Source organism: Pseudooceanicola sp., assembly GCF_041987405.1.
GTDB lineage: Bacteria > Pseudomonadota > Alphaproteobacteria > Rhodobacterales > Rhodobacteraceae > Pseudooceanicola.
The window spans coordinates 173,591-190,283 of sequence record NZ_JBHIWR010000003.1 but is presented as its reverse complement, the minus strand read 5'-3'; the positions used below and the strand labels follow the sequence as shown (position 1 = coordinate 190,283).

The 16,693-nt window shown below is 65.4% G+C and carries 16 protein-coding genes; 7 read left to right on the top strand and 9 right to left on the bottom strand.

Annotated features, from left to right (window positions below; translation table 11 throughout):
• Window positions 1-19: 19 nt before the first annotated feature.
• Window positions 20-361, bottom strand: a complete 342-nt coding sequence (locus ACFC2Y_RS08875; RefSeq protein ID WP_375174846.1) for a DUF4440 domain-containing protein — start codon at window positions 359-361, stop codon at window positions 20-22.
• Window positions 362-574: 213 nt separating this feature from the next.
• On the opposite strand from ACFC2Y_RS08875, the gene groES reads away from it, so the two are divergent.
• The 4 genes from groES (at window position 575) to aspS (ending at window position 5,898) form a co-directional block, all read left to right on the top strand.
• The gene (groES, locus tag ACFC2Y_RS08870; protein WP_375174847.1) at window positions 575-862 is read left to right on the top strand and encodes a co-chaperone GroES; all 288 of its coding nucleotides are present in this window, start codon (window positions 575-577) and stop codon (window positions 860-862) included.
• A 66-nt stretch (window positions 863-928) separates the two neighbouring features.
• Window positions 929-2,578: a chaperonin GroEL gene (groL, locus tag ACFC2Y_RS08865; RefSeq protein WP_375174848.1), complete on the top strand. Its 1,650-nt coding sequence runs from the start codon at window positions 929-931 to the stop codon at window positions 2,576-2,578.
• Between the two features lie 264 nt (window positions 2,579-2,842).
• On the top strand, window positions 2,843-3,982 hold the full coding sequence (locus ACFC2Y_RS08860; protein WP_375174849.1) for an alpha-D-ribose 1-methylphosphonate 5-triphosphate diphosphatase: 1,140 nt from the start codon (window positions 2,843-2,845) through the stop codon (window positions 3,980-3,982).
• 140 nt (window positions 3,983-4,122) lie between these two features.
• The gene (aspS, locus tag ACFC2Y_RS08855) at window positions 4,123-5,898 is read left to right on the top strand and encodes an aspartate--tRNA ligase (RefSeq protein ID WP_375174850.1); all 1,776 of its coding nucleotides are present in this window, start codon (window positions 4,123-4,125) and stop codon (window positions 5,896-5,898) included.
• Between the two features lie 105 nt (window positions 5,899-6,003).
• Here the strand turns inward: aspS and ACFC2Y_RS08850 are convergent, their stop codons facing one another.
• The 3 genes from ACFC2Y_RS08850 to ACFC2Y_RS08840 form a co-directional block, all read right to left on the bottom strand.
• Window positions 6,004-6,846: an NgoMIV family type II restriction endonuclease gene (locus tag ACFC2Y_RS08850; RefSeq protein ID WP_375174851.1), complete on the bottom strand. Its 843-nt coding sequence runs from the start codon at window positions 6,844-6,846 to the stop codon at window positions 6,004-6,006.
• The gene (locus ACFC2Y_RS08845; protein WP_375174852.1) at window positions 6,843-7,829 is read right to left on the bottom strand and encodes a DNA cytosine methyltransferase; all 987 of its coding nucleotides are present in this window, start codon (window positions 7,827-7,829) and stop codon (window positions 6,843-6,845) included. The genes ACFC2Y_RS08850 and ACFC2Y_RS08845 overlap by 4 nt, the downstream gene beginning before the upstream one ends.
• A 300-nt stretch (window positions 7,830-8,129) precedes the next feature.
• Entirely contained in the window at window positions 8,130-8,564 is a 435-nt protein-coding gene (locus ACFC2Y_RS08840; protein WP_375174853.1) for a CHAP domain-containing protein, read from the bottom strand.
• A gap of 305 nt (window positions 8,565-8,869) precedes the next feature.
• On the opposite strand from ACFC2Y_RS08840, the gene ACFC2Y_RS08835 reads away from it, so the two are divergent.
• On the top strand, window positions 8,870-9,439 hold the full coding sequence (locus tag ACFC2Y_RS08835; RefSeq protein WP_375174854.1) for a hypothetical protein: 570 nt from the start codon (window positions 8,870-8,872) through the stop codon (window positions 9,437-9,439).
• A 24-nt stretch (window positions 9,440-9,463) separates the two neighbouring features.
• Here ACFC2Y_RS08835 and ACFC2Y_RS08830 read toward each other — a convergent pair whose 3' ends face one another.
• The gene (locus ACFC2Y_RS08830; RefSeq protein ID WP_375174855.1) at window positions 9,464-9,940 is read right to left on the bottom strand and encodes a hemerythrin domain-containing protein; all 477 of its coding nucleotides are present in this window, start codon (window positions 9,938-9,940) and stop codon (window positions 9,464-9,466) included.
• A 138-nt stretch (window positions 9,941-10,078) separates the two neighbouring features.
• Here ACFC2Y_RS08830 and ACFC2Y_RS08825 point away from each other — a divergent pair, with 138 nt between their 5' ends.
• Window positions 10,079-10,795, top strand: coding sequence for a GNAT family N-acetyltransferase (locus tag ACFC2Y_RS08825; protein ID WP_375174856.1), 717 nt, complete (start codon window positions 10,079-10,081; stop codon window positions 10,793-10,795).
• A 91-nt stretch (window positions 10,796-10,886) separates the two neighbouring features.
• On the opposite strand, the gene ACFC2Y_RS08820 is transcribed toward ACFC2Y_RS08825, so the two are convergent.
• The 4 genes from ACFC2Y_RS08820 to trpS form a co-directional block, all read right to left on the bottom strand.
• Window positions 10,887-11,756, bottom strand: coding sequence for a branched-chain amino acid aminotransferase (locus ACFC2Y_RS08820; protein WP_375174857.1), 870 nt, complete (start codon window positions 11,754-11,756; stop codon window positions 10,887-10,889).
• 240 nt (window positions 11,757-11,996) lie between these two features.
• Complete coding sequence (locus ACFC2Y_RS08815; protein WP_375174858.1) at window positions 11,997-12,482, bottom strand: VOC family protein; 486 nt, start codon at window positions 12,480-12,482, stop codon at window positions 11,997-11,999.
• Window positions 12,483-12,930: 448 nt separating this feature from the next.
• Entirely contained in the window at window positions 12,931-14,232 is a 1,302-nt protein-coding gene (locus ACFC2Y_RS08810; RefSeq protein WP_375174859.1) for a DEAD/DEAH box helicase, read from the bottom strand.
• A 561-nt stretch (window positions 14,233-14,793) separates the two neighbouring features.
• The gene (trpS, locus tag ACFC2Y_RS08805; RefSeq protein WP_375174860.1) at window positions 14,794-15,825 is read right to left on the bottom strand and encodes a tryptophan--tRNA ligase; all 1,032 of its coding nucleotides are present in this window, start codon (window positions 15,823-15,825) and stop codon (window positions 14,794-14,796) included.
• Between the two features lie 154 nt (window positions 15,826-15,979).
• Between trpS and ACFC2Y_RS08800 the strand changes: the two genes are divergently transcribed.
• Window positions 15,980-16,693 carry a rhomboid family intramembrane serine protease gene (locus ACFC2Y_RS08800; RefSeq protein ID WP_375174861.1) on the top strand — a complete coding sequence of 238 codons (714 nt, stop codon included), beginning with the start codon at window positions 15,980-15,982 and terminating at the stop codon, window positions 16,691-16,693.

The window sequence follows — 16,693 nt, the reverse complement described above, 5'->3', positions numbered from 1 at the left end:
CTCCGTCCAGAATGCGGCGTTAATGAATAGGTGTGTGCTGATGCTGCACGATGCGCCAGCCCTCCGACGTGGCGATCCAGGTGGAGCTGCAATAGGCATTGTAGGGCGCATCTCCGTCGCGGATCGCGTGGGCGCGATAGGCCAGCACGATCATGCCGTCCGTCTCGGCGAGGTGCCGTTCCTTCATGTCGATATGGCTCCACCGGGGGGCTGCGGCCAGTGCGGGCATGATGTCTTCACGCTCCAGCACGCCAATGCCCGGGAAGGTCATCATGCAGACGGGGCCCATCCTGCGTTGAAAGGCGTCGGTGCCGCCGGTCCACATCACTTCTTCGGCTTTCCAGATTTCGGGGTCGACCATCGCTGCCTCCTGGGTTACCCGGGACAAGCGCGCGAGAGGCCCGGAAGGTTCCCGTGGTCGTTGAAAATTCATCCGCATACGCTTGACAGGCTCCGCCCTGCTCCTTATCTCCGCGCCGTTAGCACTCGACACAGGTGAGTGATAACGCCTCTCTGCCGGTCGAGATCGAGGGCAGGGGGCAAGGGAGAAACTTTGAGCCAAGGAGCCTCAGAGATGGCATTTAAACCGCTTCATGACCGTGTTGTGGTCAAGCGCGTCGAAAGCGAAGAGAAAACCGCAGGCGGGCTGATCATCCCCGACAGCGCCAAGGAAAAGCCGGCGGAAGGCGAAGTCGTTGCCGTGGGCGAAGGCGCACGCAAGGACAGTGGCGAACTGATCGCGATGGCCGTGAAGGCCGGCGACAAGGTCCTGTTCGGCAAATGGTCCGGGACCGAGATCACGCTGAATGGCGAAGAACTGCTGATCATGAAGGAAAGCGATATCCTCGGCGTGATCGCCTGAGGGTGATGGGCGGCAATCACCCATCCTACGCTTTCTCAACCAACGACTTAGTCAGGAGAGACGCATATGTCTGCAAAGGACGTAAAGTTTAACACCGAAGCCCGCAACAAGATGCTCAAGGGCGTCAACGTGCTGGCCGATGCGGTGAAAGTGACCCTCGGCCCGAAAGGCCGGAACGTGGTCCTCGACAAATCCTTCGGCGCACCGCGCATCACGAAGGACGGTGTTTCGGTCGCCAAGGAAATCGAACTGGAAGACAAGTTCGAGAACATGGGCGCCCAGATGGTGAAGGAAGTCGCTTCCCGCACCAACGACGAAGCCGGTGACGGCACCACCACCGCAACCGTGCTGGCGCAAGCCATCGTCAAAGAGGGCATGAAGGCCGTTGCGGCCGGCATGAACCCGATGGACCTGAAGCGCGGCATCGACCTGGCCACCACCAAGGTCGTCGAAGCGATCAAGGCCGCGGCCCGTGACGTGACCGACAGCGACGAAGTCGCCCAGGTCGGCACCATCTCCGCCAACGGCGAAGCCTCCATCGGTCGCATGATTGCGGACGCGATGCAGAAGGTCGGCAACGAGGGTGTCATCACCGTCGAGGAAGCCAAGGGCATGGAAACCGAAGTGGATGTCGTCGAAGGCATGCAGTTCGACCGTGGCTACCTGTCCCCCTACTTCGTCACCAACGCCGACAAGATGACGGTCGAGCTGGAAGACTGCATGATCCTGCTGCACGAGAAGAAACTCTCCTCGCTGCAGCCGCTGGTTCCGCTGCTGGAATCGGTGATCCAGTCCCAGAAGCCGCTGCTGATCATTGCTGAAGACGTCGAAGGCGAAGCGCTGGCGACCCTCGTGGTCAACAAGCTGCGCGGCGGCCTGAAGATCGCAGCCGTGAAAGCACCGGGCTTCGGCGATCGCCGCAAGGCCATGCTGCAGGACATCGCGATCCTGACCGGCGGTCAGGTCATCTCCGAAGACCTCGGCATGAAGCTGGAGAACGTGACTGTCGACATGCTCGGCACCGCGAAGAACGTCTCCATCACCAAGGACGAAACCACCATCGTGGACGGCCATGGCGAAAAGTCGGAAATCGAAGCACGCGTTGCCCAGATCAACACCCAGATCCAGGAAACGACCTCCGACTACGACCGTGAGAAGCTGCAGGAACGTGTTGCCAAGCTGGCCGGCGGCGTTGCCGTCATCCGCGTCGGCGGCATGACCGAGGTCGAAGTGAAAGAGCGCAAGGACCGTGTGGACGATGCTCTGAACGCGACCCGCGCAGCCGTGCAGGAAGGCGTGATCGTCGGTGGCGGTGTTGCCCTGGTTCAGGGTGGCAAGGCCCTCGAAGGCCTGGAAGGCGCGAACTCCGACCAGAACGCCGGTATCGCCATCGTGCGCAAGGCTCTGGAAGCTCCGCTGCGCCAGATCGCCGAAAACGCCGGTGTCGATGGTGCCGTGGTTGCCGGCAAGGTCCGCGAATCCAACGACGTCAAATTCGGCTTCAACGCGCAGACCGAAGAATATGGTGACATGTTCTCCTTCGGCGTGATCGACCCGGCCAAGGTTGTCCGAACCGCTCTGGAAGACGCGGCCTCGATCTCCGGTCTGCTGATCACCACCGAAGCCATGGTTGCCGACAAGCCCGCCAAAGAAGGCGCGGCTGGCGGCGGCATGCCCGACATGGGCGGCATGGGCGGCATGGGCGGCATGATGTAATCATCCCCCGTCTGCTGACTGTACGGGAAGGGCGCCTTCGGGCGCCCTTCTTGCGTTTTGCGGCCTCATGGTCGCCCGGTTCTGGATCGCCCGCGTTCTTTGCGGCGCATGGTGGCGGTGATCCCGTGGCAAACCATCTGCCATATCCAAGCGCGCCGGGTCTTCCGTCCGGGCGGCGCAGCGCGTATCTGGGGGCATGTCCGGTTCTGCCCTGATACCCCTGCCTCTGCGAAATTTCCGCCAACCCGCCAAAGGGGATGGCCAATGATCCCCTTTCACCTGACCGGGGCGCTGTCGCTGCGCCCTGACGGCCTCTCGGGCGCGCCGCTCTCCGTCGTGGGCGACAGGATCGGCGTGGGGCATGAAGGGCGGGCAGTGGATCTGCCGGGATGGCAGATCCTTCCGGGGATCGTGGATCTGCATGGCGACGGGTTCGAACGCCATCTCGCCGCGCGGCGCGGGGCCTTGCGCGACATGGAATCGGGCTTCTTCGCCCTGGATGCGGAACTGGCCGCCAATGGCATCACCACCGCCGTCCTGGCCCAGTTCTGGAGCTGGGAGGGTGGCATGCGCGGGCCGGAGTTCGCGCGCACCATGCTGGCCGCGCTGGCCGATGTCCGGGCGCGGCTGGTCACCGATATCCGGGTGCAGCTGCGGGTGGAAACGCATCTGATGGATGAATTTCCTGAAATAGAACAAGTGATTGCGGAGCATGGCATCGGCTATGTCGTCTTCAACGATCACCTGCCGCATGAGGCGCTGGAGAAAGGTAAACGCCCGCCCCGTCTGACCGGGCAGGCGCTGAAATCCGGCCGCAATCCCGAAAAACACCTGGCGATGATGCAGGCGCTCCACGCCCGAGGCGACGAGGTGCCGGAGGCGGTGAGCGCCTTTGCGGCCCGACTGCATGCGCGCGGCGTGCTGACCGGCAGCCATGACGACGCCACGGCGGAGGCGCGGCGCGCGGGGCGCGAGCGAGGGCTGACGATCAGCGAATTTCCCGAGAGCCTGGAGGCGGCGGCAGAGGCCATCGCCCATGGCGAGCCGGTGATCATGGGCGCGCCCAATGTGATGCGCGGGGCCTCCCACGCCGGGAAAGTCAGCGCGCGGGAGGTTGTCAACGCCGGGCTCTGCACCGCCATCGCCTCGGATTACCATTACCCCGCGCCCTGCCATGCGGCGCAGAAACTGACGGATGAGCTGGGTCTGGCGGCGGCCTGGGGGCTCGTCTCCTCCGGCCCGGCGGGGGTGCTGGGTCTGGCGGATCGGGGGGCGCTGGCGCCGGGGATGCGGGCGGATTTCGTGGCGCTCAACCCGGTGACGGGGCGGCCGGGGCTGACAGTGGCCGGGGGCAGGGTGGCCCATGCGGATGCGGCGGCGGCAGGGGCGTTACTGTCTGCGTAGGTGTCGCCTGAGTGAAGGCGCGGCCCGATCGCATCGCCAAAAGGACCGTTTCCCCCCGTCCTGCTTGACTTCCGCGCGCCGAGCATGTGTATCGACCCATGCCGGACCAGACCGGCCCGCGACCAAGAGGACACTGCCCCATGCACCCTTTCCGCAGCCACACCTGCGCCGATCTCACTTCGTCCAATGTCGGCGATACCGTCCGCCTTTCCGGATGGGTCCATCGGGTGCGAGATCACGGCGGCATCCTCTTCATCGACCTGCGGGATCACTACGGTACGACGCAGGTCCTGTGTGACCCGGACAGCCCGGTCTTTGCCGAGGTGGAGAAGGTGCGCTCCGAATGGTGTATCCGCATCGACGGCAACGTGAAGGCCCGCGACCCGGAGCTGGTGAACCCCAAGCTGCCGACCGGCGAGATCGAGGTCTTCATCCGCGACATGGAGGTCCTGGGCGCTGCGCAGGAACTGCCGCTGATGGTCTTTGGCGATCAGGAATACCCCGAGGAAACCCGCCTGCGCTATCGCTACCTCGACCTGCGGCGCGAGCAGATGCAGAAGAACATGACCCTGCGGTCCGATGTCGTGGCCTCGATGCGCAAGCGGATGTGGGACCAGAAGTTCCGCGAATACCAGACGCCGATCATCACCGCCTCCTCGCCCGAGGGCGCGCGCGATTTCCTCGTGCCCTCGCGGCTGCATCCGGGCAAGTTCTACGCCCTGCCGCAGGCCCCGCAGCAGTTCAAACAGCTGCTGATGGTCTCCGGCTTCGACAAGTATTTCCAGATCGCGCCCTGTTTCCGCGACGAAGACCCGCGCGCCGACCGGTCGCCGACGGATTTCTACCAGCTGGACATGGAGATGTCCTTTGTCACGCAGCAGGATGTCTTCGACACGATCCAGCCGGTGATGCAGGGCGTGTTCGAAGAATTCGGCGGCGGTCGCAAGGTCGACACCGAGTGGCCGCAGATCACCTATGCCGAGGCGGCGCTGAAATACGGCACCGACAAGCCCGACCTGCGCAACCCGATCGAGATGCAGGTGGTGAGCGAACATTTCGCGGGCTCCGGTTTCGCCATCTTCGCCAATCTGCTGGAGCAGGAGGGGACGGAGATCCGCGCCATCCCCGCCCCGACCGGCGGCTCGCGCAAGTTCTGCGACCGGATGAACAAATTCGCCCAGGAGCAGGGGCTGCCGGGGATGGGGTATATCTTCTGGCGTGACCAGGGCGACGGCATGGAAGCCGCCGGCCCGCTGGCCAAGAACATCGGCCCGGAGCGGACCGAGGCGATCCGCCAGCAACTGGGCCTGGAGGTCGGCGACGCCGCCTTCTTCCTCGGCGGCAAACCCGCGCAGTTCGAGGGGGTCGCAGGCCGGGCGCGGACTGTCATCGGCGAGGAGCTGGGCCTGACCGACAAGGACCGGTTCGCCTTTGCCTGGATCGTCGACTTCCCGATGTACGAGGCAGATGAGGAGTCGGGCGAGATCGACTTCAGCCACAACCCCTTCTCCATGCCGCAGGGCGGGCTGGAGGCGCTGAATGGCGATCCGCTCAAGGTGCTGGGCTATCAGTACGACCTGGCCTGCAACGGGTATGAGCTGATCTCCGGCGCGATCCGGAACCACAAGCTGGACGTGATGATCAAGGCGTTCGAACTGGCCGGATATGGCGAGGACGAGGTGCGCAAGCGGTTCGGCGGCATGGTCAATGCCTTCCAATATGGCGCCCCGCCGCATGGGGGCTGCGCGGTCGGAATCGACCGGGTGGTGATGCTGCTGGCGGATCAGCAGAACATCCGCGAGGTCATCCTCTTCCCGATGAACCAGCGGGCCGAAGACCTGATGATGGGTGCCCCGTCGGAGCCGACTTCGGACCAGTTGATGGAGCTGTCGCTGCGGGTGATCCCGCAGGAGTGAGCGCTATAGCGTTCCCAGTTTATGTTGGGTCGCCAATAGCCTGCCACGCCCTCGGCGGTGTCGGGACATTGGCGATGCCATGTTTAAACAAAACCTGGAACCGCTTTAGATGACGATGTCCAGCGGCAGGTCTGCGATATCGCGCAGCCGCTGGCCGTCGATCATCATTTCCAGCGTGTCGGAATAGCCCTCCAGACCGGGCGCGCGCAGGACGTCGCGCAGCTCTTCCAGTGCAAAGTGGTAGACGCAGTCGATGTCGCCGGTGCCCAGGGCGAGGGAGGCGAGGCGGCTGGGCAGGGGTTCGGCGGTCACCACCGTGACATGGCAGAGCGATCCCTTGCGGTTGCGGACGAGGTTCAGCCCCTCGGAGCGGGCGTTCTGCGCGCGGTCGCTGCGCAGGGTCCATTTGCAGCTGATGGAGGCGTGCAGAATCGGGGCGGGATCGTTGACCTGCCGCAGCCCGCTCAGCTGCGCGGTGTCGAGGTCGACAAGCGGGCCGTTGGCGTTGATCTCCGTATCCAGCAGCGGGTACCGGTAGACGACGACATCCGGCTTGATCAGGTAGTCGGAGCCCAGGGCGGTGGCGATCTCCTTGCTCTGTCGGGCGATCCTCTCCAGGTCATCCAGATGCGCATATTGCTGAAATCCCGCAATAAATCCGCCCTTCTGCACGGTGAACCGGCCGGGGCGGATATGGGCGAATTCTGCCAGGGCGGCGGCCACGAAATCGGCGGTCAGCTGTTCGAAGCTCGACCCTGCGGTCTGGCCGGCGATCTTTTCGCCGACCCGCGCGGTGCCCAGGCGGGTGAGGATACCGTCGGCGATATGTTTGCTGGGCTTGCTGCTGCTGTCGGCATTGCTGGCGGTGCCATTGGCGCTGACCGTCAGGGTCTGCTGCAGGAGCGCCGCATGGTAGGCCTCGCGCAGGCGGCGCAGTTTCGAGGTCATTCCGCGGCGGCGTGGGTGGCGGTCAGCACCTTGGCGATGGCGCGGCCCAGGGCTTCGGCGACGGGGGGCGGGAAGGCATTGCCGACCTGACGATAGGCAGGGGTCTTGCGCCCGGCAAAGCGCCAGTCGGGCGGAAAGCCCTGCAGGCGCGCGACCATGGGCACGGTCAGGCGGGGCATATCGGCGAAATCGGGGTCCGGCGGGGCGTCGGCCAGGGATTTGCCGTTGACCCCCAGTTCGGCCCAGGCGCGTCGCGCGCGGGTCGGGCCCAGGTCCGGGCCGCCGTGTTTGTGCGAGCCGCCGACGATGGTCGGGGCGATCTTGTCGGCCTGTTTCGCCCAGGCCTTCGCGCCGGGCCAACCGCCTGCGCCCATGGCCTTTTCCAGCAGTTGGCCAACCGTGGGCGGCGGAGTGTCCGTCGGGGCGGGCCAGGCGAAAAGCCCGGCGCTGGCCTTGGGCAGGGCGACGATGGCTACCCGGGGGCGCAATTGCGACACACCGTGATCGCTGGCCTGCAGCAGCCGCCATTGCACGGCATAGCCGAGGGCGTCGAAATCCTGCACCAGCTTGTCGCGAAACTCCGCGAAGGCCGAATCGAGGAAGCCGCGGACGTTTTCGATCAGGACCGCCTTGGGCTGCGCCTCGTCCACGAGGCGCAGGAAGTCGGGAAAGAGATTCCTTTCGTCATTCGCGCCAAGCTGTTTGCCGGCGACCGAGAAGGGCGGGCAGGGCAGCCCGCCGGCCAGAAGATCGACCCCGCGATAGGGTTTGGCGCTGAAGGTCTTGATATCTGCCGCCTCGCCCTCCAGCACGTTCCATCCGGGTCGGTTCAGCCGCAGGGTTTCGCGCGCCCGCGCGTCGATCTCGCAGAGCGCAAGGTGATGGAATCCCGCGCGTTCCAGGCCCAGGGCCTGCCCGCCCGCACCGGCGCAGACCTCCACCGAACTCAGGGCCACATGATCCGGAATGCTCCCCTCCTTCATCTGGCCGCCACCGGTGTTTCGGGTCGCGTGCGCGCAGGCGTCGACGGATGGCAGGTGGCCACCGTCACGTTCCGGGATTTCCCGGGCCGTTCAGACAAATCTTGCGCGGCAATGCTCGACATGACCAATATATAGCGCCCCTTGGGCTGGGGTGTCACCCTGTTTCTGTCACCTCCCGTGCTGTTCGCGACGGGAACATCTTGGCAACAAAGGGTTGATGAAAGATTGATCGGGAAATGAAAATGGCCCGCACTGGGCGGGCCATGTCTGGCGGCGTCAGTCCGGTCTGCGCGCGGGGCGTCAGACCTCCGTCTCGGGCAGGATGAAGCCGTTGATCGGATAGGATTTACCGTATTGACCGGGGTTGGATTCCACGCGCACGCGGCTCCAGTCGTTGCTGTCGGAAATGTCGATCACGCTCATCCCGAGGGAAACCTGGTTACGCTCCCAATTCGCGTGGTCGATGCGGATTTCGCGGTCCGACACGACATCGGCGACAACCGCCACATGGCCAAGCGGCATGCCGCGCGTGGCGGCGAAGGCCATGACAGCCCCGACATGCGGACGGTCGGAGCGGGTGAACCGGCCCTCGGCCTGCGACCACCAGGTGTGGGCGTTGCCACGGATCTCCACCCCGCTGGCGGTGCGGGCAAAGGGCACGCACCAGACACGGTGGCCCAGGGCACGCTTGGCCTGCGCCTCGTTGATCGCCATGGAGCGAAGCTCCAGGTTCAACGCGGCGTCGCGGGCGGCTTGTTCCGGAGTGATATGAGCGCATCCCGCGCCCAGTAGAAGTGTTGCGCCTACAAAGAGCAGGCTACGCAAAGAAGGTCTGGCGCTTTTCACGCTGCTATGTCCCCTGACTGTCCCCAAATCCATCCGCTATGGAGCGAATTTCCATGGCATTCTTTTCAAAACCCGATCAATCACAAGCGCAAGTTCAGGTATTGGCGGGATTTTGCCGGTTGCCTCCATGCGCGGCGCGGGCTTGCGTCCGGACGGGAAGCTGTGAAACTGGGGGCATGGGACGAGGAAAACGGATGACGGCAGTGCAGACGATCGGCCGGTGGCTGACCGGGCTGAGCCTGATGATGGGCCTGCTGCTCAGCCTCGCGGCCTGTCTGCCTGCGGGCGACACGGGGACCGGGGGGGAAGCCGGGCCGGCTCATCTGGCGCTGGAACAGGCGATCCTCGAGCTGTCGCCCGAGGTGGACCCGGAGGAGGCGGCGCGCGCCGCGCGTATCGCCGTGACCTATCCGCTGGAGTTGCGCGCGCGATACGGCGTCACCGATCCGCCGTTGATCCACAATACCAAGGTGAACATGGGGCTGCGTTCGCGCGGGCTTTGCTGGCATTGGGCGGATGATCTGGAGGCACGGCTGGCGGCCGAGGGGTTCGAAAGCCTCACCCTGCATCGCGCCATCGCCAATGCCACCAGCCTGCTGATCGACCACAGCACCGTGGTGATCTCCGCCCGCGGCGCGACGATGGAGGAGGGGATCGTGCTGGACGGCTGGCGCAACGGCGGGCGGCTTTACTGGGCGCGGGTGCCGGACGACAGGCGCTATGAATGGGAACGCCGGGCAGATGTGTTTGCCCGGCGCCGTTGACCTGTTTGGGATGTAAGAGGTCGGTCAGTCCTCAAGCGCGTCCTCGCGCTTTTTCTCGATAAGGCCCAGTTCCTTTTCCTTGCGGGTGAGGAAACGGTCGCCGAAGCCTTCGTTCTCCTCCGCGCCAATCACCTTCTTCGCGCGCTCGAACACCTCGTTTTCCTCTTCGTCCATGTGGTGTTCATAGTCGTGCTTGAGCGTCTTGAACCGCGTCAGCCACCCGGGCGAGGACATATCCATCTCGCGCAGCTCTTCCAGGATTTCGTCCATCTCGGCATGTTCATGCACGGAATGACGGGCTGCATCCTGACCCCAGGTCTGGCTCAGCAGCTTGGAATAGAAGGTCTCCTCCTCGGCGGCGGAATGGCTTTTCACATCCTTGTAGAATTCATCCCAGGCCTCGCGCCGGGCCGCGCTGTCGCCTTCGGTCTCGGCAATGGTGGCGAGAAGATCACGGTGGCGGTCGTGGTCTTTGCGAATGGCGTCGTAGATGGATGGCATGTCGGATCTCCGTAGCAGGGTCAAAGTGCCAACGCCGTGACGCTGGCCGGAGTTCCCGACCGGCGGACCTCGTGATGCTTGGCTTTCCCGGCGGTGCTGCCTAAGCTTTGTCCGAACGATTGAATTCAGGGTGTTTTCATGACCGATCCGCGCCCCCGGGGCTTTGTCATTCCAGACTGGCAAGAGCCGGCCGCCCCGCCCGAGGACCTGGTGCTGGAGGGGCGGCATGTGCGGCTGGAACCGCTGCGGGCGGGGGACCATGCGGCGCGGCTTTTCAAGGAGATCGAGGGCGAGGACTGGCTGTGGGATTACATGCCGGTCGGCCCCTTCAACAGCGCCGCGCAGTTCCATCGGTTCGTCCAGGGGACCGAAGACGCGCGCGATCCGTTCTTCCTGGCGATCCGCCTGCCGGGGGAGGGGCGGGTTGTCGGCTTTGCCTCCTTCCTGCGGATCACCCCGGCGGCGGGGTCGATCGAGGTCGGCTTCATCCTGATGTCGCCCGCGCTGCAGCGGACCGCCGCGGCGACCGAGGCGATGGCGCTGATGATGCAATGGGCGTTCGATGCGGGCTATCGGCGGTACGAATGGAAATGCGACGCGCTGAACCGTCCGTCGCGGCGCGCGGCGCAAAGGTTCGGGTTTTCCTACGAGGGCATCTTTCGCCAGGCCACGGTGGTCAAGGGGCGCAACCGGGACACGGCCTGGTTCGCGGTGATCGACAGCGATTGGCCCGCGCTGAAGGAGGCCTATGAGGTCTGGCTCTCGCCTGAGAATTTCGATGGGGACGGACGGCAGAAGGAAAGCCTGGCGGATCTGACGCGGCTGGTGCGGGTGAGCTCGGACCCGGAGTTGTGATGTGTGCGGTTGGCGGTGCGTGCAAGCACGCACCCTACGAAGGGCGGAGCGGCACGCGATGTAGGGTGCGTGCTTGCACGCACCGGCCACGTCACAGCGTTGTATCGGTCGCAGCCCAATCCCAATAAAGCTCACGCGCACGGCGGGTCAGGGGGCCTGTCTGGTACTGACGGTCCTCGATGGCCGTGACCGGTGTGACCTTGGACATGTTGCCGGTGAGGAAGACCTCGTCCGCCTGCTTGAAATCCTCGAAGGTGAGGACCGTTTCATGCACCGTCACGCCATCGGCGCGAAAGTTGGCGATATGGCGGGCGCGGGTGATCCCGGCCAGGAAGGTGCCATTGGCGACGGGGGTGAACAACTCGCCATCCCGGGCCATGAAGACATTGGCCGTCGCGCTTTCGGCAACATTGCCCAGGGCGTCGGCGACCAGCGCATTGCCGAAGCCGCGGGCGCGGACCTCCAGGATCATGCGGGCGTTGTTGGGGTACAGGCAGCCGGCCTTGGCGTTGACCACGGCGTCGGACATGACCGGCCGGTGGAAGCTGGTGTAGCCCAGGGTGGTCGAGGCGTCCGGCGGGGCCATGGGGATTTCCTCCAGGCAGATGCAGAAGCCGGTGGCGTCGGGCTGCGGGTCGACGCCGAGCGGGCCGCCGTCGAGCGCCCAGTACATCGGGCGGATATAGACCGGCGTGCCCCGTGGGTAGAGGGAAAGGCCCTCGCGCACGATCTCCACCATCTTCGCGGTCTCGACGGTCGGGGTGATCATCAGCGCCCGGGCGGAGCGGTTCACGCGGGCGCAATGCGCCTCCACATCCGGGATCAGCCCATTGACCATGCGCGCGCCGTCAAAGACCGTCGTGCCCAGCCAGGACCCGTGGTCTCCGGCCCGCATCACGGGGATGTCGCCCTCGTGCCACTGGCCGTTGAAATAGGTGCGCAGGTTGGTGCCGGTTGCCATCAGTTTCTCCCGTCTCGACGTGCGGGATTTATGACAGTCCGTCGCGGGAAGGGAAAGGGCGGGACGCAATACCCCGGCGCGATGGCCGGGGGTGCGTTCTGAAATACGGTTCCGGCCTCGCGGTCGGTTTGGGGAAGGTGGCAGCAATAGTCCACGTGCCGGACCCTAGGGGCCAAGTGAAACGGTTCGACGACGCGGTCTTGAAGCTTTTGTGACGCCCCGGATCGCGGTGGTTTCGGGTCAGGCGGCCTCCGCCAGCAGGGCCTCGAGGTCGAGCGGGGCGTTGACCATGGCGAGGTTGCCCTCGGCGTCGCGGGGCCAGTCCTCCTCCGCCCGGTCGCGGTAAAGCTCCACACCATTGCCATCGGGATCGCGCAGGTAGACCGCCTCGGACACGCCATGATCGGCGGCCCCGTCCAGGGGGATGCCCGCCTCGACCACGCGGCGCAATGCATCGCCCAGGCTGGCCCGGTCGGGATAGAGGAAGGCGGTGTGGTAGAGCCCGGTATGGCCCGGAGGCGGCGGCGTGCCGTTCCGGCTTTCCCAGGTGTTGAGGCCGATGTGATGGTGATAACCGCCGGCCGAGAGGAAGGCGGCCTGGGCCCCGTATCTCTGCATCAGCTCGAACCCGAGGACGCCGGAATAGAAGCCGATCGCCCGGTCGAGATCGGCGACCTTGAGGTGGACATGGCCGATACGGGCCTGGGGATGAACGGGGGTGGTCATGATCTGTCTCCTTGCGTTGACAGGAGAATAGTCTGTGCGGCGGGCCTGAAAAAGAGGCGCCGGTGCAGGGCTGTTGTGCGGAAATGTGAGGGGAGAGGGGGTCGGCGGGGCCACCGCTAGCCGTTCTGTTTCGTGTGTTTCTCGACGGGATCAAGTCCTTGCCGAGGGCAGCGACCGACCCGAGGGTGGCGCTAAAGCGCCGCCCTGGGGGGCGGGTCGGCGCTGCCCGGCGTTGCCGCCGGGCGGTGCGTTTGATCAGTGTTGTGACAAAGTCTTCGAAGCCTGAACCCAATAGGCGTCCGACTGTACAAGAGCTTGCTTAGGAACCTTCCACATTAGTCAGAACGGCTGGGGGGCCACCGGGCGGTTTGTCGGGGCCCTGCCTCGGGATCGGCCGTGTGGGATATCCACGGACGGCCGATCACCATGTCATCGGAGGGGCGTTGCCTCAGGCCGCGTTGCGCTGACCGCCGGAGCGGCGGCGGCGATTGCGGTTACCGGCTTTCGGCTTGCCCGCCGCATTGCCCTGGGGTTTGCCCTGCGGCTTGCCTTGCGCCTGGGCGCCACCGCCGCGACCGCCCCGGCCACGCCCGCCGGATTTCGGCTTGGCCGCGCTACGGCCTGCCGGGCGGGTGCCGCCGGCGGTTTCGATCTGCTGGCCGATAACCTTCTCGATATCCAGCAGTTCGCCCATTTCCTCTTCGGAGCACAGGCTGACGGCGCGGCCGTCCTTGCCGGCGCGCGCGGTGCGGCCGATGCGGTGGACGTAGTTGTCGGCCACATTGGGCAGCTCGAAATTGTAGACATGGCGCACATCGGGGATGTCGATCCCGCGCGCGGCGACATCGGTGGCGACCAGCACGCGGATCTTGCCTTCCTTGAACTCGGACAGGGCGCGGTTGCGCTGGCCCTGGCTCTTGTTGCCGTGGATCGCGCTGACGGCAAAGCCCGCCTGGTCGATCTTCTTGGCCAGCTTGTCCGCGCCGTATTTCGTCCGGGTGAAGACCAGCGCCAGTTCCTCACGGTGCTCGTCCAACAAGTCGATAAGGGCGTTCGGCTTCATCGCCGGGCTGACGAAGACGACGGACTGGTCGACCTTGTCGGCGGTCTTGCCCGGGGGCGTCACCTCGATCCGCAGGGGATCGGTGAGGAAGGAGGCCGCGATCTCGTCCATCAGCTTGGGCATGGTGGCGGAAAAGAGCAGGGTCTGGCGTTGCTTGGGCAGCAGCGTGGCGATCTTGCGCAGGGCATGGATGAAGCCGAGGTCGAGCATCTGGTCCGCCTCGTCCAGCACCAGGTATTCGGTCTTGGCCAGGTTGATGGCATTGCGATCCAGCAGGTCGATCAGACGGCCCGGTGTGGCGACCAGGATATGGGTGCCGCGCAGCAGGCGCTGTGTTTGGGCGTTGATCGAGGCGCCGCCGACAACGAGGCCGACGCGCAGATGGGCGTTCTTCAGGATGGCCTGAAGGTTGTCGGTGATCTGCTTGGCCAGTTCCCGGGTCGGGGCGAGGATCAGCGCGCGGGTGGATTTCGGCTCGCATTTGGCCGCCTGGGCCAACAGCGCGTCGGCAATCGGCAGGCCGAAGGCCAGGGTCTTGCCGGTGCCGGTCTGGGCCAGGCCCAGCACATCGCGGCCCTGCAGGGCCTCGGGGATGGCGCGGGTCTGAATCGGTGTGGGAGTCGTGAGGTTCTGCTCCGCCAGACGGGCGAGCAGGGCAGGGCGCAGGCCCAGCTTTTCGAATGTCATGTAAGTCCTTTCGGGGCCCGGCTCATGCGGGCCTATGATGTTCCGCTGTCCATGGCGGAGTTCGGGTCGTCGCGACAGACCGGGCCGGACGGGATTGTCCGGCGGTCGTAATCGCGAGAGCCCCTTCGCGAGACAGGTCAACCTGACTGCGGGAAATCTGTTTCGCAGATACGGAGGAAAGCTCCGCACCGGTAAGGAACCGGCGACTACTGCGGTGCAGATGGGGCTTTTGCAGCGCGATGTCAATGGGGCGCTTGGGGTGGGGGTTGATCCGGGCCTGCCCTGGGGCCGCGTGCTGGTAGGCGAATGCGTCTGCTGGGGGGGCGAGGTCCCGGCGCGGGGGCCGGGACAGTCGGAGCGGTTGCCATGCCCCGGGCTTGCCCCGGGGCCTCGTGCAAATGGGCGAACACATTGGAAGCAGGAGCGAGGTCCCGGCGCGGGGGCCGGGACAGTCGGAGCGAGCGCCATGCCCCGGGCTTGCCCCGGGGCCGCGAGCAAATGGGCGAACGCGTTGGAAGCAGGAGCGAGGTCCCGGCGCGAGGGCCGGGACAGCCCCCAACCTCAGCGGATCATGCCGACGATATCGTAGGTCTGTTGCAGGATCGGCGCGGCGATGGCGCGGGCGCGGTCGGCGCCTTTGCGCAGGATGGCGTCGATCTCTTCAGGGGCTTCCATCAGCCGGGCCATTTCGGTCGAGATGGGCGAGAGCTTGGCTACCGCCAGGTCCGACAGCATCGGCTTGAACTCCGAGAACTGCTTGCCGCCGACATCCGCCAGCACCTCTTCGACCGTCTGGTCGTTCAGCGCGGCGTAGATGTTGACGAGGTTGCGCGCCTCGGGCCGCTCCTCCAGCCCCGCGACCTCCGACGGCAGCGCGTCGGGATCGGTGCGGGCCTTGCGGATCTTCTGGGCGATGGTATCGGCGTCGTCGGTCATGTTGATCCGCGCCATGTCCGAAGGATCGGATTTCGACATCTTTTTCGACCCGTCGCGCAGGGACATCACCCGGGTTGCCGCGCCTTCGATCACCGGCTCGGTAATGGGGAAGAAATCGACGCCGAAGTCGTTGTTGAACTTGATCGCGATGTCCCGGGTCAGCTCGATATGCTGCTTCTGGTCCTCGCCTACGGGAACATGGGTGGCGTGGTAGATCAAGATGTCGGCGGCCATCAGCGAGGGATAGGCGAGAAGCCCGAGCGAGGCGTTCTGCTGGTTCTTGCCCGCCTTGTCCTTCCACTGGGTCATCCGCTGCATCCAGCCCATGCGGGCGACGCAGTTGAAAATCCAGGCCAGTTGCGCGTGTTCGGCGACCTGGCTCTGATTGAAGAGGATGGATTTCTCCGGATCGAGACCCGCCGCGATATAGCCCGCCGCCAGTTCGCGGGTGTTGCGGCGCAGGTCCTCGGGGTTCTGCCAGACTGTGATCGCATGCTGGTCGACCATGCAGTAGATCGTCTCGACCCCGCTGTCCTGCATGTCCACAAACCGTCGGATCGCGCCCAGGTAGTTGCCGAGGGTCAACCCGCCCGAGGGCTGGACGCCGGAAAAGATGCGGGGCTGGAAGGTCTTGCCCGGGGTGGCGGCGTCGGTCATGGCGGCGGTCCTTGTCACTGGCTTTGCGTCACTGGCATTACGCCACAGGTATTACGGGCACGGCGCCTGCGTCTTGGCTGGATTTCCGTGCCGCGCTGGCTTACCCATGCCCCCGTCCCCCGTCAAGGCTGGGACAGGCCAGCAAGAGGTGCCCATGTCCGACCCGAACTCCAACCCCGGACCCCAACCGCGCGGCGAAAGCCCGGTCAATCCGATCCCGCCGCTGATCCTGGCGATCTTCGTGGTGATGGCGGGGATCGAGGCGGTCTTTCAATTGGGCAATCGTGGCATCCTGGGCGGGGCCGATGCGGTCGGCTGGCGCACGGCGGCGCTGATGGACTATGCGTTCCAGGGGCAGTTCCCGGCCTACATGATGGAAACCGGGCAGTGGCGGCCGGAGTATCTTCTGCGCTTCCTGTCCTATCCCTTCGTCCATGCCTCCTTCACCCAGGCAGCCTTTGCCTGCGTGATGCTGCTGGCGCTTGGCAAATATGTGGGCGAGGTGCTGGCGCCGCTCTCGGTGTTCATCCTCTTCGTGCTCTGCACCATCGGCGGGGCGGTGGCGATGTGGGCGCTGGCGGTGCCGGAGGCCTGGCTCTACGGGGCCTTCCCGCCGGTCTACGGGCTGATCGGGGCGTTTACCTATCTGCTCTGGGTGCGGCTCGGGATCGTGGGCGGTCCGCAGATCATGGCGTTTCAGCTGATCGCGGTGCTGGCGGCGATCCAGTTCATCTTCGGGATCCTCTTCGGCTTCGCCCAGGACTGGCCGGGCGATCTGGGCGGCTTCGTAACCGGGCTGATCTTTGCGCCGGTGCTGGCGCCGGGTGGCTTCACGGCACTGATGGCACGGCTGCGCAAGCGCGGCTGA